This window comes from Chryseobacterium caseinilyticum (assembly GCF_014837145.1).
GTDB classification, from domain to species: domain Bacteria; phylum Bacteroidota; class Bacteroidia; order Flavobacteriales; family Weeksellaceae; genus Chryseobacterium; species Chryseobacterium caseinilyticum.
Window position 1 is genome coordinate 285,317 of sequence record NZ_JACYFS010000003.1, and the last position, 13,743, is coordinate 299,059.

17 protein-coding genes are annotated in these 13,743 nt (G+C 35.8%); 11 read left to right on the forward strand and 6 right to left on the reverse strand.

Annotated elements, in window-relative coordinates:
* Window positions 1-17 precede the first annotated feature (17 nt).
* The 3 genes from IC610_RS11950 to IC610_RS11960 form a co-directional block, all read right to left on the reverse strand.
* Window positions 18-437 (reverse strand): hypothetical protein, encoded by a 420-nt coding sequence (locus IC610_RS11950; protein WP_191737064.1) that lies wholly within the window; start codon window positions 435-437, stop codon window positions 18-20.
* A gap of 18 nt (window positions 438-455) precedes the next feature.
* Window positions 456-818, reverse strand: coding sequence for a hypothetical protein (locus IC610_RS11955; RefSeq protein WP_191737065.1), 363 nt, complete (start codon window positions 816-818; stop codon window positions 456-458).
* Between the two features lie 154 nt (window positions 819-972).
* A complete protein-coding gene (locus IC610_RS11960) occupies window positions 973-1,857 on the reverse strand; it encodes a cupin-like domain-containing protein (RefSeq protein WP_191737066.1) in 885 nt (294 codons plus the stop codon).
* A gap of 503 nt (window positions 1,858-2,360) precedes the next feature.
* Between IC610_RS11960 and IC610_RS11965 the strand changes: the two genes are divergently transcribed.
* The 11 genes from IC610_RS11965 to IC610_RS12015 all read left to right on the forward strand — a co-directional run bounded on the left by IC610_RS11965 (window position 2,361) and on the right by IC610_RS12015 (window position 11,466).
* Window positions 2,361-3,242 carry a bestrophin family protein gene (locus IC610_RS11965; RefSeq protein ID WP_191737067.1) on the forward strand — a complete coding sequence of 294 codons (882 nt, stop codon included), beginning with the start codon at window positions 2,361-2,363 and terminating at the stop codon, window positions 3,240-3,242.
* A gap of 198 nt (window positions 3,243-3,440) precedes the next feature.
* Window positions 3,441-3,968 (forward strand): RNA methyltransferase, encoded by a 528-nt coding sequence (locus tag IC610_RS11970; protein ID WP_191737068.1) that lies wholly within the window; start codon window positions 3,441-3,443, stop codon window positions 3,966-3,968.
* A 45-nt stretch (window positions 3,969-4,013) separates the two neighbouring features.
* The gene (locus tag IC610_RS11975; protein WP_191737069.1) at window positions 4,014-4,448 is read left to right on the forward strand and encodes a hypothetical protein; all 435 of its coding nucleotides are present in this window, start codon (window positions 4,014-4,016) and stop codon (window positions 4,446-4,448) included.
* A 251-nt stretch (window positions 4,449-4,699) separates the two neighbouring features.
* Window positions 4,700-5,350 carry a CBS domain-containing protein gene (locus IC610_RS11980; protein WP_191737070.1) on the forward strand — a complete coding sequence of 217 codons (651 nt, stop codon included), beginning with the start codon at window positions 4,700-4,702 and terminating at the stop codon, window positions 5,348-5,350.
* A gap of 1 nt (window position 5,351) precedes the next feature.
* Window positions 5,352-6,218, forward strand: coding sequence for an NAD kinase (locus IC610_RS11985; protein ID WP_056083258.1), 867 nt, complete (start codon window positions 5,352-5,354; stop codon window positions 6,216-6,218).
* Window positions 6,219-6,288: 70 nt separating this feature from the next.
* Window positions 6,289-7,359: a class II fructose-bisphosphate aldolase gene (fbaA, locus tag IC610_RS11990; protein ID WP_056083261.1), complete on the forward strand. Its 1,071-nt coding sequence runs from the start codon at window positions 6,289-6,291 to the stop codon at window positions 7,357-7,359.
* A gap of 104 nt (window positions 7,360-7,463) precedes the next feature.
* Entirely contained in the window at window positions 7,464-8,318 is an 855-nt protein-coding gene (gene accD, locus IC610_RS11995) for an acetyl-CoA carboxylase, carboxyltransferase subunit beta (protein ID WP_056083262.1), read from the forward strand.
* A gap of 129 nt (window positions 8,319-8,447) precedes the next feature.
* Entirely contained in the window at window positions 8,448-8,960 is a 513-nt protein-coding gene (locus IC610_RS12000; RefSeq protein ID WP_191737071.1) for a DUF6973 domain-containing protein, read from the forward strand.
* Between the two features lie 180 nt (window positions 8,961-9,140).
* Complete coding sequence (locus tag IC610_RS12005; RefSeq protein WP_191737072.1) at window positions 9,141-10,544, forward strand: nucleoside recognition domain-containing protein; 1,404 nt, start codon at window positions 9,141-9,143, stop codon at window positions 10,542-10,544.
* Window positions 10,545-10,574: 30 nt separating this feature from the next.
* The gene (locus IC610_RS12010; protein ID WP_191737073.1) at window positions 10,575-11,066 is read left to right on the forward strand and encodes a hypothetical protein; all 492 of its coding nucleotides are present in this window, start codon (window positions 10,575-10,577) and stop codon (window positions 11,064-11,066) included.
* Between the two features lie 13 nt (window positions 11,067-11,079).
* Window positions 11,080-11,466 carry a hypothetical protein gene (locus tag IC610_RS12015; RefSeq protein ID WP_191737074.1) on the forward strand — a complete coding sequence of 129 codons (387 nt, stop codon included), beginning with the start codon at window positions 11,080-11,082 and terminating at the stop codon, window positions 11,464-11,466.
* A gap of 109 nt (window positions 11,467-11,575) precedes the next feature.
* Here the strand turns inward: IC610_RS12015 and IC610_RS12020 are convergent, their stop codons facing one another.
* The 3 genes from IC610_RS12020 to IC610_RS12030 form a co-directional block, all read right to left on the reverse strand.
* Window positions 11,576-12,448, reverse strand: coding sequence for a ferric siderophore ABC transporter substrate-binding protein (locus IC610_RS12020; protein WP_191737075.1), 873 nt, complete (start codon window positions 12,446-12,448; stop codon window positions 11,576-11,578).
* Between the two features lie 145 nt (window positions 12,449-12,593).
* Entirely contained in the window at window positions 12,594-12,992 is a 399-nt protein-coding gene (locus IC610_RS12025) for an ExbD/TolR family protein (RefSeq protein WP_056083282.1), read from the reverse strand.
* A gap of 9 nt (window positions 12,993-13,001) precedes the next feature.
* Window positions 13,002-13,706: a MotA/TolQ/ExbB proton channel family protein gene (locus tag IC610_RS12030; protein ID WP_056083286.1), complete on the reverse strand. Its 705-nt coding sequence runs from the start codon at window positions 13,704-13,706 to the stop codon at window positions 13,002-13,004.
* Between the last annotated feature and the right edge of the window lie 37 nt (window positions 13,707-13,743).

Here is a 13,743-nt window from a genome sequence, read left to right on the forward strand (position 1 = left end):
ACAGAAGTTCTGTAACATCAGCTAAAACTATACAATCCAGATTTTTCAATAAAGGGTTTCAGCTTTTCGATGACATTTTTATCGGTGTACCAAATTATGAATGTATAATCCCAGTCTTCAGATAATAAACATTCTAATTCCGGAATTACATAAATTGAAAATTCATTTGATGTTTTAGTCATTGAATCTTCATAATTAGGAAGCGTTTCATCAATGTTACTAATTTCATTTAATTTTCTCTCTTTTAAATCAACGAGTTGCATTCTGTAATGCTTAAAAATAGTATTTATTAAAAAGTTAAATTTAGACCAATCAGCCTCAGTGACTTCGTCCAATAGATGATAGTTTTCTTTACAGAGCCATTCTGGCCAAAGCGAAATGAATTGCTTTTTGTATTCACTTTTAACTACTTCATCATCAAAATATTTATTGAACATAATTAATTAAGTATAATTTTATAATGCAATAATTTGTAGATTACTTTTTACAACCAGAGTTTTTGTTTTATATTCAGTTTCATTTACAATCTCACCAAGACGATTGATTAAACCAGTTTCATCTTCCGAAGTCATTATTATTTTAGTTCCTGATCGATGATTGGCTTCCAAATTATTAATTACAATCCGCCTTATTTCTAAGCTAAATTTATCATCAACATTCTGAAACTCTTCAAAAACGAAAAGGCTATTGTTTTCTGCAATCCAATCTATGTGAAAATCAAAAATTTGGTTATCATTATATTTTCCTTTTGAATAGTAAAACGGTGAGAAAAGCTCTTTTGCTTGAACTATATTTAAATAATCGGAAAGTGACTTCATTGATTTAGGAAACCTTATAAGCTCAAGATTATTATTTTCAAGAATTTTGGATAGAGTTTTATATCTTTACTCTTCTGTTGTTCCAAGAATCAAAATGTGTTTGTGAAAAGTAAATCTGTAATCCATTTTATTTGTAATATCTAAGAGCAATATTTTAAACCTTCTCTTTTTTACTCAAATGCTTTTCCAGAGCCTCAGTTGCTTTCTCATACGCCCATTTCTGCTTATAATCTACCCATTCAGATTTAAATAATTTCCGTAAAATTTTATCCGTATAGCGCATAACAAAAACATGATACAGCATATTCACAAAAACTTTGGGTTTATTCGGTAAAGCTCTGAGCGACATTGAAAAACCAGGTTCTAAGTATCTGTTGAAATGCCAGAATGCGCCGGGAATAAAAAGCGCATCGCCGTGTTCCATGAAAATTTCAATGCCTGTGGCGTATTTCAACGCCGGAAATTTTTCGTAATCAGGATTTTCGTAATCGATGTCGTAAACCGTGTGAACTGACAGCGGAACTTTATATAAAAACTTCGACTGTTTCTGGTCAAAGAGCAAAATTCTTTTCTTTCCTTCAAAATGAAAGTGCATAAAATCTCCCAGATCAACATCGTAGTGCATCAGAACATGCGCTTCACTTCCACCAAAAAATAAAGTCGGAAGCCGCTTGAAAAATTTAATTCCCAAATCGGGATATGTGAAGTTTTTCAGCAATTCTGGAAGTCGGTCTGTGATAATGTAGAAGAAAATTCGCAGATCAGAAGGTTTAGATTTTATCGTGTCGATATAATCCTTCATTTTCATCTTTGTCACAGGAGCATCAGAACTTTTCTTTGCATCCGCAGGTTTGTTGTCGTAGAGTGGAACTTCCTGTTCGCCCGCTTTTTCTTTAATAAAATCAAAATTCCATTTGTCGAAAGCTTCCCAGCGACTCGCGTAGTTTTTGATCAGAAGCGGCTTCTGTTTTTTGAAATAATTTTCCTGAAAATCTTCTTTACTGATGTCACTGACTACATCTACGTTTTCGAGAATCATCTGTTTTGTTTTTTAATGCGAAATAAAAATAGTGTTTTTTTGAAATTTGAAAAAATTTTGATGGGATTAGTTACCATAAAATGCACAGATCTGCATGGATGATTGTGAATAATTATGGTGAGAAAATGCCACGAATGCACGAATAAATCGTTATTATTTTGAACATCCGAGTTTTGCCCGACTTTTTAATTAAACGCAAAGCCAAACAAAGAATTTAAATTTTGTCCGTCTTTTTTAAAGTTATAAAAAGGCCTAAAGTTAGCAAGGAAATACAAGTTATTCTTAATAGTACAAATTGCGACAATCGTAATTATTATTTAATTAAAATTCGGAATTCACTCATCAATTCATAAAAATTCGTGCATTCGCGGCATCTTAAAAACGATTATTTAATTAAATCTGCGACATCAGCCTAATCTGCGGGAGCTATTTAATTCCAAAATTAAAATTTCCACGAAAAACAATAATCCGAATATTTTATCTTTGCAAAAAGCACATCAGCCATGAGAGTCTACAACACCAAAAATTTCCTGAAGATCCTGATCAGCTTACACAAAAGTGATACGCTGAAAATTCTGTTTCCAACGATGGTTTTGATGGCGCTGTACTCCTATGGAATCCAATATCTTGAGATTGAATATTTACATTTAACCTCAAAATCGAAGGTCAGCAATGTGGGGATGATTCATTCTTTGTTGGGGTTTGTGCTGTCTCTGCTTTTGGTTTTCAGGACAAATACGGCTTACGACAGGTGGTGGGAAGGCAGAAAACTTTGGGGAAAACTTGTGAATGACACGAGAAATTTCGCCATCAAAATCAATATTATTCTTACGGACGACAGAGAATCTGCTGACCAGATTTCAAAATATCTTAAGTTTTTTCCACATCTCTTGGCCAAACATCTTTCTCAGGAATCGACACGGCTGGCTTTGGATGAGGATTACTCAGAAATCAAAAATTCGCTGAAAAATCATGGACCCAATGATTTGATCATCCAGCTGACTGAAAAATTATATCAGCTAAAAAAACAGGGGAAAATTTCTGATGTTGAAATGCTGTATTTAGACACGCAGATTTCCGGTTTTCTGGATGTTTGTGGCGGTTGCGAAAGAATAAAAAACACACCGATTCCGTATTCTTACTCATCTTTCATTAAAAAATTCATTATTTTATATGTATTGGCTTTGCCGGTTGCGTACGTAATTAACCTTGGATTATTTATGATCCCGCTGACGGTTTTCGTATATTACGTGTTGATGAGTCTGGAACTGATCGCTGAGGAAATTGAAGATCCTTTTAATAATGATGAAAATGATATTCCGATGGAGACGATTGCTCAGAATATTGAAAGAAATGTACATCAGATTATGGGTGCAAGGGAATAGTTAGTATGCTGTGGAACTGAGAATTGATGGCTTCGACATGCTCAGCCTGACACTGTGAAACTTTTTTTATTAGCGATGTCACGCTGAGCCTGTCGAAGCGTTTCCTAAATGTTGGTTTTAAAAACTAAAATTGAGAATGGAATTTAAAATCCATTCAATCGTAGGAATTCGTAAATTGTAATTAGAAATAAATATATTTTGGTAAATAAATTAAAACTGGAAGAACTCAACAGAATTGATGTAGAAACGTTTAAAAAGGTTGAGAAAATTCCGTTGGTGGTTGTTCTGGATAATATCAGAAGCATGCACAATGTTGGGGCGACTTTCAGAACGGCAGATGCTTTTTTGGTTGAGAAAATTATTTTATGTGGAATTACGCCACAACCACCACACCGTGAAATTCACAAAGCTGCATTGGGAGCAACAGAAAGTGTGGATTGGTCGCATGAAGCGGATATTAATGTCACAATCAATGATTTGAAAAGTCAGGGATTTGAAGTGGTGGGAATCGAGCAGACGACTAACAGCACGATGATTACTGATTTTAAAATTGACAGTTCAAAAAAATACGCGGTCATTTTAGGAAATGAAGTGGAAGGAATCAGCGATGAAGCGCTTCAGAATATCGATTCTTTTATTGAAATTCCGCAACTGGGAACAAAGCATTCTTTAAATGTAAGCGTTTGCGGCGGAATCGTGATGTGGGAATTTGCGAAAGCACTTTAAATCTGTTTTGTGTAAATCAATTTAATCAGGAATAAGTTTCAATACATGAAAAAAGCAATTATCACCTTCGTTATACTTCTTTTTTTCGTCAGTTTTAGTTCTGCACAAAACAGAAAGTCCTGTTTATACAAAGGAAGTATTGATGGGAAAATGCCCGTAACGATGTTCATTATCAGTGAGGAGAATGAGTGTACAGCAGATTTGCATTATACCGCGATGTACAAATATGATAGTGTTAGCAATTGGTTGCAACTCGATATTACAGAAAACAAGGCCAATCAATTTGCAATGGTAGAATATCGGTTTACCGGTGTACTGATTTTGAAGAAAGAGGGTAAAAGTTTTAACGGATTATGGGTAAGCCCAGATGGAAAAAAGCAGTTTAAAGCCGTATTCAATGAGGTTAACATGACCAAAACTGATAGAGAAAATTTTGAAAACAAAATGGATCAGCTCAATTACGAAAATCATGATTGCTGAAAAATTAATGTAAATTCTGTTGGTCACATATTTTTGAGTCGGGAGTTTACAAATGACCTAAAAATAAAAAAACTGCGTCTGTCAAAAGACAGTGCAGTTTGAAATAAATCTAATAAAAAGTAAAAATGAAAGGCGACAAAGATACTTCAAATTTCTTTACAGGCAAATTTTTATTTCACTTTTTTTATTTTTATGAAAAAAAACTGCAATAAAGCAGGAAGGTTTCGTTTTTAATTTTATAAATTAGCACAATGTTTATCAAGGACTATATCTCAAAAGATTTTCCGTGTTTTCATCTGACTGACTCCATCGAATCGGCTAGGGAAACCCTAGAAGCATTTGGATATACGCATATTTTCATCAAAAAATCACACCACTTTTACGGAGCCATCGCCAAAGACTTTCTTTATGAAGAAGAAGGTACTTTGAAGAACCTCGGACATCAGATCGAGCGCTTCGCCATTTTGGAGGACAATAATATCATGGACAGCATCCGTCTGTTTTATACATTCAATGCCAACGTGATTCCTGTGATCAATAAAAACGAAAAATATCTGGGCTACATCTGCTGTGATGATGTTTTCCAGACCTTTTCAAAATACCCTCTGTTTTCGGAAACCGGTGCTACCTTAACGATAGAAACTCCGGCAAGAAAATATTCTATGACAGAAATTGCCAACATCGTCGAGAGCAACAATTCTAAGTTCTACGGCGGATTTATCAGCTTCATGTCAGACGAATTTATTCACATCACCATTAAAATCAGCAACGAAAATTTAGCTTCCATCGACGCTACTTTTGACCGTTATGATTACAGAATTGTAGAAAAATATTATTCTGATGAGAAAACAGATCTTTTCAAAGACCGTTTAGGTTTTTTACAAAAATTTATCGAAATATAATATGAAGGCAGCCATATATTCTCAGAAAAAAGATCTTGATACTTTTTTATATTTAAGCAAATTTATTTCTGAACTGGAAAGCAGAGGCGTAAAATCTGTTTTGTTTGACGAAATGGCTGACGCGCTTCAATTTTCAAAAATATTTGAGACTTTTGGCAACAAACAGGATCTCATCGACAAAAAAGTTGATCTGTTCTTCACATTTGGTGGCGACGGAACGATTGTAAATTCATTAACTTTCATCGAAGATCTCGAAATTCCTGTTGTGGGTGTGAACACCGGAAGACTTGGATTCCTGGCAAGTTTTACCAAAGAAGAAGCCTTCAAAGAACTGGATTCAATTTTAAAAGGTGATGTGAAAACCAGCCGAAGATCAGTAATCGAAGTTGTTTCACCAAAATCTGACGAATTTTTTCCGTATGCTTTAAATGATGTGACGATTTCCAGAAAAGAAACCACATCAATGGTAACGGTAGATTCCTATATCAATAATGAATTTCTGAATGTTTTCTGGGGCGACGGCGTCATTGTTTCGACACCCACAGGTTCTACCGCTTATTCTTTAAGTTGCGGCGGACCGATTATTTCTCCGAACAACGAAAACTTTGTGATTACTCCAATTGCGCCGCATAATTTAAATGTAAGACCTTTGGTTGTCAACGATAAAGTTGAAATTAAATTTAAAGTTGAAAGCCGTGTTCCACAATATTCTCTTTCTTTAGATTCAAGATTAATTCATATTGAAACCGATAAGGAAATTGTGATCAGAAAGGCGAGTTTTCAGCTGTTACTGGTACAGCCGAATAATTTAAGTTTCTACGAAACCATCCGCCAGAAGCTACTTTGGGGACGGGATAAAAGAAATTAATCATTTCTTAAAAATTATTACCTTTACAAGAATTTTTCAAACATACCCTAATTTTATATAAAAAGTAAACATGAGCAGAATTTTTCCGGCAGGAGTTGCCACAGGTCAGTTAGTTACAGATATTTTTCAGTATGCTAAAGAAAACAAATTTGCATTGCCTGCAGTGAACGTAATCGGTTCTAGCAACGTGAACGCAGTAATGGAAACTGCAGCAAAATTAAACTCACCTGTTATCATTCAGTTTTCTAACGGTGGAGCATCTTTCAACGCTGGAAAAGGATTGAGTAATGATGCTCAGAAATCAGCTATTTTAGGTGGTATCGCTGGAGCAAAACATATTCATACTTTAGCTGAAGCTTATGGAGCAACAGTAATTTTACATACCGACCACGCTGCAAAGAAATTATTGCCTTGGATCGACGGTTTGATGGAAGCTAACGAAGAATTCTTCAAGCAGACCGGAAAATCTCTTTATTCTTCTCACATGCTTGATCTTTCTGAAGAATCTTTAGAAGAAAACCTTGAGATCTCTGCGGAATATTTCGAAAGAATGGCAAAAATGCAGATGACTTTGGAAGTTGAAATCGGTGTAACAGGAGGTGAAGAAGATGGTGTTGACAATTCTGATATCGACAACTCAAAATTATATACTCAACCTGAAGATGTAGCTTACACTTACGAAAAACTTAAAGCAATTTCTGATAATTTCACAATTGCAGCTGCTTTCGGAAATGTACACGGAGTTTACAAATCAGGAAATGTAGTTTTGACTCCGAAGATCTTAGACAATTCTCAGAAATTCGTTCAGGAGAAATTCGGAACTGCTGAGAAGCCGATTAATTTCGTATTCCACGGTGGTTCAGGTTCTACTTTAGAAGAAATCAGAGAAGCGATTGATTACGGGGTAATTAAGATGAATATTGACACCGATCTTCAGTTCGCTTATACAGAGGGAATCAGAGATTACATGGTAGACAATGTAGAATATCTGAAAACTCAAATCGGAAATCCTGACGGAGACGATAAGCCAAACAAAAAATTCTATGACCCAAGAGTTTGGATCAGAAAAGGCGAAGAAACGTTCTCTAAAAGATTGGTAAGAGCATTTGAAGATTTAAATAACGTAAATACTTTAAAATAAATTAATTTGAGATTTGACGTTTGAAATTTGAGATTGTCTGAGATGAAAATTTTTATCAGCAAACCTGAATTTCAAACTTCAAATCATAATTTCAAATCAATAATATGGCATTCGACTGGTTTAAAAGAAAAGCACAAAATATTACCACTTCTACCGACGAGAAAAAAGATGTACCGAAAGGTCTTTGGCATCAGACTCCGTCAGGAAAAGTAGTGGAACACGACGAGTTAAAGAAAAACAATTATGTTTCTCCTGAAGACGGATTTCACGTAAGAATAGGAAGTGCCGAGTTTTTCAGCATTCTTTTTGACGAAGGAAAATTCACTGAGCTGGATGCAAATGTTGAAAGTATTGATATTCTCAGCTTTAAAGATACAAAATCATACACCGACCGTCTGAAAGAAGTAAAAGCGAAAACCAAGCTTACCGACTCTATCAGAAATGGAGTAGGAACTGTAAACGGAACCGAAATGGTGGTTTCATGTATGGATTTCGCGTTCATCGGAGGATCTTTAGGTTCTGTGATGGGTGAAAAAATCAGAAGAGCGATTGATTACTGTATCGAAAAAAGACTTCCTTACATGATTATCTGTCAGTCTGGTGGTGCGAGAATGCAGGAAGCAACGTATTCACTAATGCAATTGGCGAAAGTTCAGGCGAAACTGGCTCAGCTTTCAGAAGCCGGACTTTTATACATAGCTTACCTTTGTGACCCTACTTTCGGTGGAATTACCGCATCTTTTGCAATGACTGCAGATATCATTATGGCTGAACCAAAAGCATTGATCGGATTTGCAGGACCAAGAGTGATCCGTGAAACCATTGGTAGAGATTTGCCGGAAGGTTTCCAGACTTCAGAATTTTTGCAGGAAAAAGGTTTCGTAGATTTCATTGTAAAAAGAACAGAAATCAAAGAAGTTGTTTCAAAAACAGTAAATTTATTAGCGGTAAAAGCTTAATATTTAAACTGAAAATCATACAATCTCTCTCTATTCGGGAGAGATTTTTGTTTGAATAGACGTGATTAACTTATTTTAAAAATATACGGCTTGATTCAAAGCAATTAGCCATTTGCCAAAAGCCAATCTATGAGGACTTTCAAAGTAATTTTTAACACCATAAAAAGCATGAGTTTTAAGAAAATTCTTAAGCTCTCGTCAGCAGTTTTGCCACATCCTCTCTTTTCTATGATGAGTTTCTATGGAACGGTAAAAGCTTTTTCCATTGCTCAAAAACTGTATCCGAAAACAGCATCTAAAAACGGTGAGGGAAACGCGTTCAGACACGCTTTCTGGTGTTGCCTGATTATGATGTACTGCAGCAAAATTTCCTCACCCGAGAAAGCACTGGAGTTCTGCAAAAAAATTACAGATTTGCACGAGGAATTATTTCCCAACGAACCTTTAGAAACCAAAATGGATCTCCACAACAACAAAATCGGAATGGACTACTTCATGGAGCTTTTGCCGGGAGTTCACCGCCAGTTTTTTGAGAAAAATTTCTTTATCGAAGAGCTTCAAAAGAAGACTGCCAACGCTAAGGTCTTAAAGAGTTTGGATGATGATTTTGCGGGCGAGCTGGTCTATCTGGATGAAAAATAACTTAATTTAAACCATATAGGAGAATTTTGTTTTTAAGTTTTATTACGTTAGATCATTCTGACTTTGAAGGTTCTTTCTTAATATTCTTAACTCCTTATCAAATCTTAATGGTTTAAAGCTAAAAGTTTCAATTTTATCTCATTAAATTTATTATCTTTTCTAAAAATTAATCTTACATAAATGGTTCTCAGCAGAATTTGGTCGGCCTTTATCATTATCGCCATTGCCATTGCCAGTATAAAATACATCTCGTCAAGCCACTATAAAACCATTTTCAACGATATGGTTGTCGGAAAAGGCGGCGACACCATTAAGGTCGCAAATAAAGACATTGGTGCATTTTCTCCTTCGGTTCAGGAGAATTTAAAGAAAAATAATGATTTTACGGATAGCAGGATTCATTATAAAACCGATACACTGAAACAGAACGTTCAGGTGTATCGCGTTCAGGATGCAGACGGTGTAATCGGAACCTCAGAAACTGCAGTGAAAATCTGTTTAGGCTTAATTGGAATTATGGCTCTATTCATGGGGTTTATGAGTATCGCAGAAAGAGCGGGCGGGATTAATTTATTAAGCCGTTTAATTCAACCGTTTTTTTCACGCCTTTTTCCTGAAATCCCAAAAAATCATCCGGCATTTGGACACATGCTGATGAATTTCAGTGCCAATCTTTTAGGTTTGGATAATGCCGCAACGCCATTTGGTTTAAAAGCAATGGAAAGTTTACAGACTTTAAATCCAAATAAAGACACAGCGAGCAACTCGCAGATTATGTTCCTCTGCCTTCACGCTGGAGGTATGACCTTGATACCCGTTTCAATTATTGCTTTACGGGCTTCGGCAGGTTCGAAAAACCCAACAGATATATTTCTTTACTGCATGATTGCCACTTTCGCAGCGACTTTAGCGGCAATGATTATTGTTTCAATTTATCAGAAAATAAATCTTTTGCAGCCTGTACTTTTAGCCTACGTCGGCGGAATTTCCGTGTTGGTCGGACTTCTTGTATGGTATCTTACAGGACTGAGCAAAGAAAATTTAGACATTTTCAGTCAGGTTTTAAGCAACGGATTGATTCTTTTCATTTTCCTGGCTATTGTACTTGGAGCTTTATATAAAAAAATAAATGTTTTTGATGCATTTGTTGATGGGGCAAAAGAAGGCTTTACAACCAGTGTGAAAATCATTCCTTACTTGGTGGGAATGTTGATTGCGATTTCACTTTTAAGAACTTCAGGAGTCTTTGAAGTGATTATTGACGGTATGAAATGGGTGGTTAACGCCGCAAGCTTAGACGCCAGATTTGTTGATGGACTTCCAACCGCTTTAATCAAACCACTTTCGGGTTCAGGAGCAAGAGGAATGATGATGGACACGATGGCGACTTTCGGGGCAGACAGCTTCCAGGGTAAATTGGCAGCGGTTCTACAAGGAAGCTCAGACACTACGTTTTACGTAATTGCAGTTTATTTCGGAGCTGTAGCCGTGAAGAACACGAGATATACGGTTGTTGCCATGCTTTTGGCGGATTTAGTGGGCGTGATTACTGCAATTGGATTGGCGTATTTGTTTTTTGCTTAAAAAGAGATACTTCTTATAATTTAGAATCATATGAAAATTAAATTTGGTTTACTCTTATTTTTCATTCTTTCTCTTAATTCTAATGTATCTGCGCAGGGCGGATGGGATATCGGTTATTTAAAAATTGAAAATATTACGAAAGACCAGATTGGAAGAACATTCAGAATAGATTTTAAATCTAATAAACTGAAAGAAAAAGAACCTTCCATAAGATCCTATTTTCAGACAAAAGATTCCAATTTTATGTTAATTGATGGCACTAAAATAGAATTTGTTGAAGTAAGAAAAATCAATGTTGATTCAGGATATTATGAGGAACAGTTTCTACTTTGTAAAAAATGTAAATCACCTTTAAGAATTTTAGATATGGTGTTATCCGAAATAAAAGAAGAGACATTAATTTTTATTGCTGATTTTGAAATGGAAATTAATGATAAATCTGATAAAATAAACTTCAAAAAAGAAATTGAAGTTCATAGAAATGAATTGGAAGGATTACTCTTTTTAAATTCAAAATTTTAAATAAACAAAAATTATGATCACAGATAAAGAATTCACCCTAAGACTCATCCGTCAGCTATCTCAAGCTTTGGAAAAACTGATTTTGGATAAACCTGAAGAAAGTTTAATGCAGAAAGAACTCGATTTCGATTCTTTAATGAAAGATATTTTTAAGTTTGATTTTAAAGAACTTTCGGAAAAACCAAAGGAAGAAGTTATTGAAATTGTAAAAGAAAGACAGGAAAGAGATCACAAAGATTACTATGAAATGCTCGGAAATCTTTTCTACTACAACGGTAAAGTATTAAACAATAATGACTTTTTAGACAAAGCAAAAACATTCTATGAGCTGTATCTTCAGACGAGTGGAATCTTTGCTCTGCCAGTTATAAACAGAATTTCAGAAATCGCTAAAATGTAATTCTGCTCAAATATTAAGACAAATCAGGCGATTGTAAATGACAAATAAAAATCAATTCTATCCTTCATATAAAATAAAAAAAGCACTTGAATAAAGTGCTTTTGTATGTTTAAAAAGTAATGCTGTAGGTTCCACTTGACGAAACGCTGGATTTCTCGGCCTTGACGTATTTCTTAACCCAAGCAACAGATGTCTGTACCACGCAGGGGTCTGAAATTCCACCAGATCTTTTGGCGGATATTATGTTTCCGGCTTTGTCCACGGTATAAGCGATTCTAATAGAGCCGCTGGCTGTGCATTTATGGCTAGGCTGTGCACCGCCTCTTCCCATTGTTCCGGGAATATAATCTGTAAGACTTCTGTCAATTCCTATTTTGCTGTCGCCATTTCCGTCGCCGCCTAAAGGATCTCCGGCGTTTCCGGGACCTCTGCCATCGCCCTGATTTCCGGGGTTTTTACCTCTTCCGCTTAAAAGGTTTCCGATAGCGGCATTTCCTTTGCCATCACCATTTCCTGTTTTGCTGTTGGCTGCTGTTGATCCGCCTTTAGTTTTGCTTTTGGTAGGGCTGGCTGTAGATTTTGTGTCTTTTTTAGCGTCGTCTTTTTTAGCAACTTTACGGTTGTCATTTCCCGAAATTGCTTTTTCTTTAACGTCGGCTTTTTTGCTCTCTGCTTTAGGTTCAGTTTTAATGACTGTATTTGGTTCGGTTTTACTTTCTACCGGTTCGGCTGTGGTTTCGTCCACTTTTGCGGCCTGGCTTCCTTCCTGTGGAGCGGGTTCTTCAAAGCCGTCACCGTTTCTGTTGTCACCGAAATTTACCAGCATCGTGGTAATGATTTCCGGTTCTTTCTCTTCCTCGGTTGGTTTAAGTTTATAGATGAATACAAACAACAGAATCGCAGACCAGATCAAAACAGATAAAATTCCGCTCTTGATCCGGTCTTTGTTGTGTTCGTTTTTGTCGAGTGTATAGCTTCTCATTATCAGTTGTTTAACTTAAAAAAGTTTCTTAGATTTTTATAATTAAATCTAACCTTTGGTTTGATGCCTGAATTTTAATTTAGTTAAAAATTTATGATTTAAATTAAAATTAAAACTTTTTACATTTAAAACTTTAAGAATAAAATTAATTTTCTTTTACCGTAGCAATTGCGATATTCAGTTTATGTTTTTCTGCGATTTCCATGGCAAAAATTACATCTTTATGCATCGTGTTTTCGTCGGCACGGATTGTAAAAGATTTTCCGTCTCTCGAATTCAGCAAGGTCACAATTGTCTGTTCTACCTGCTCTCTAGGAACAGGTTTGTCGTCTACAAAATAACTTCCTTCCGCATTAATCGTCACTGTTAATGGATTGGGAGTATTGTCTGTTGCAGTATCTGCTTTCGGTAGCTTCACATCGATGGAGCTTTGATTGGCTGCCGATGAGGTGATCATAAAGAATATCAGCATCAGCAAGATAACGTCTGTCATCGCTGCTAAACTGAATTCCGGGTTGGCTTTATTTCTTCTTTGAATTTTCATCGTTAAAGATTATAAAGGTTTGTTGATAATATCCAAAAATTCTCCGGACATATTCTGAGCATTCAGAACAAATTTATCAATTCTCGTTAAAAGAATGTTATAAGCAAAGTTTGCAGGAATAGCAACTGCCAAACCTACTGCTGTCTGACCCAAAGCGGTGTAAATACCTTCTGATAAAGTCTTCGGAGAGAAAGAACCTTCTGCATGAGACAGATTAAAAAAAGCAATAATCATCCCGATAACTGTTCCCAAAAGTCCTAACATCGGTGCAATACTTGGTACTACAGCCAAGAGGTTAAGGTTTTTTTCCATGTTGGCAACCTCTACCTGAGCCTGAGATTCCATCGCACTTACAATATCAGAAACCGGTCTTCCCAGTCTCGAAATTCCTTTTTCCAGAATTCTCGCTTCCGGAGAATTCTGCGTTTTACAGTAGTCTAATGCAGAATCTATCTTTCCGTTTCTCACAAAATCCTCGATATTGTTCATGAAATTGGAATCTGTTTTCGAAGTTACCCTTTTAATAAAGAAAAACCTTTCGAAGAATAGATAGACAGAAAAAATACCCAACAAAAGTACGGTTGCCATTACGATTTTGGCAAAAGCACCTCCGTGGAACATGATGTTCCAAAATGAAAACTCGGCACTTTCTGCAGTTACTACAGGCGCTGCGACCTGTGCAAATAAAACATGAGTAAGTTCTGTTACAAGCATTAATCTGTATTTTTTAGTAGTTTAAACGACAAAAATA

Coding starts and splice junctions, on each gene's coding strand:
- accD (WP_056083262.1), top strand. CDS start 7,464: ATGGCATTCGACTGGTTTAAAAGAAAAGCACAAAATATTACCACTTCT.
- IC610_RS11975 (WP_191737069.1), top strand. CDS start 4,014: ATGAAAAAAGCAATTATCACCTTCGTTATACTTCTTTTTTTCGTCAGT.
- IC610_RS11960 (WP_191737066.1), bottom strand. CDS start 1,857: ATGATTCTCGAAAACGTAGATGTAGTCAGTGACATCAGTAAAGAAGAT.
- IC610_RS11955 (WP_191737065.1), bottom strand. CDS start 818: ATGAAGTCACTTTCCGATTATTTAAATATAGTTCAAGCAAAAGAGCTT.
- fbaA (WP_056083261.1), top strand. CDS start 6,289: ATGAGCAGAATTTTTCCGGCAGGAGTTGCCACAGGTCAGTTAGTTACA.
- IC610_RS12010 (WP_191737073.1), top strand. CDS start 10,575: ATGAAAATTAAATTTGGTTTACTCTTATTTTTCATTCTTTCTCTTAAT.
- IC610_RS11965 (WP_191737067.1), top strand. CDS start 2,361: ATGAGAGTCTACAACACCAAAAATTTCCTGAAGATCCTGATCAGCTTA.
- IC610_RS12000 (WP_191737071.1), top strand. CDS start 8,448: ATGAGGACTTTCAAAGTAATTTTTAACACCATAAAAAGCATGAGTTTT.
- IC610_RS12025 (WP_056083282.1), bottom strand. CDS start 12,992: ATGAAAATTCAAAGAAGAAATAAAGCCAACCCGGAATTCAGTTTAGCA.
- IC610_RS12005 (WP_191737072.1), top strand. CDS start 9,141: ATGGTTCTCAGCAGAATTTGGTCGGCCTTTATCATTATCGCCATTGCC.
- IC610_RS11985 (WP_056083258.1), top strand. CDS start 5,352: ATGAAGGCAGCCATATATTCTCAGAAAAAAGATCTTGATACTTTTTTA.
- IC610_RS12030 (WP_056083286.1), bottom strand. CDS start 13,706: ATGCTTGTAACAGAACTTACTCATGTTTTATTTGCACAGGTCGCAGCG.
- IC610_RS11980 (WP_191737070.1), top strand. CDS start 4,700: ATGTTTATCAAGGACTATATCTCAAAAGATTTTCCGTGTTTTCATCTG.
- IC610_RS12015 (WP_191737074.1), top strand. CDS start 11,080: ATGATCACAGATAAAGAATTCACCCTAAGACTCATCCGTCAGCTATCT.
- IC610_RS12020 (WP_191737075.1), bottom strand. CDS start 12,448: ATGAGAAGCTATACACTCGACAAAAACGAACACAACAAAGACCGGATC.
- IC610_RS11950 (WP_191737064.1), bottom strand. CDS start 437: ATGTTCAATAAATATTTTGATGATGAAGTAGTTAAAAGTGAATACAAA.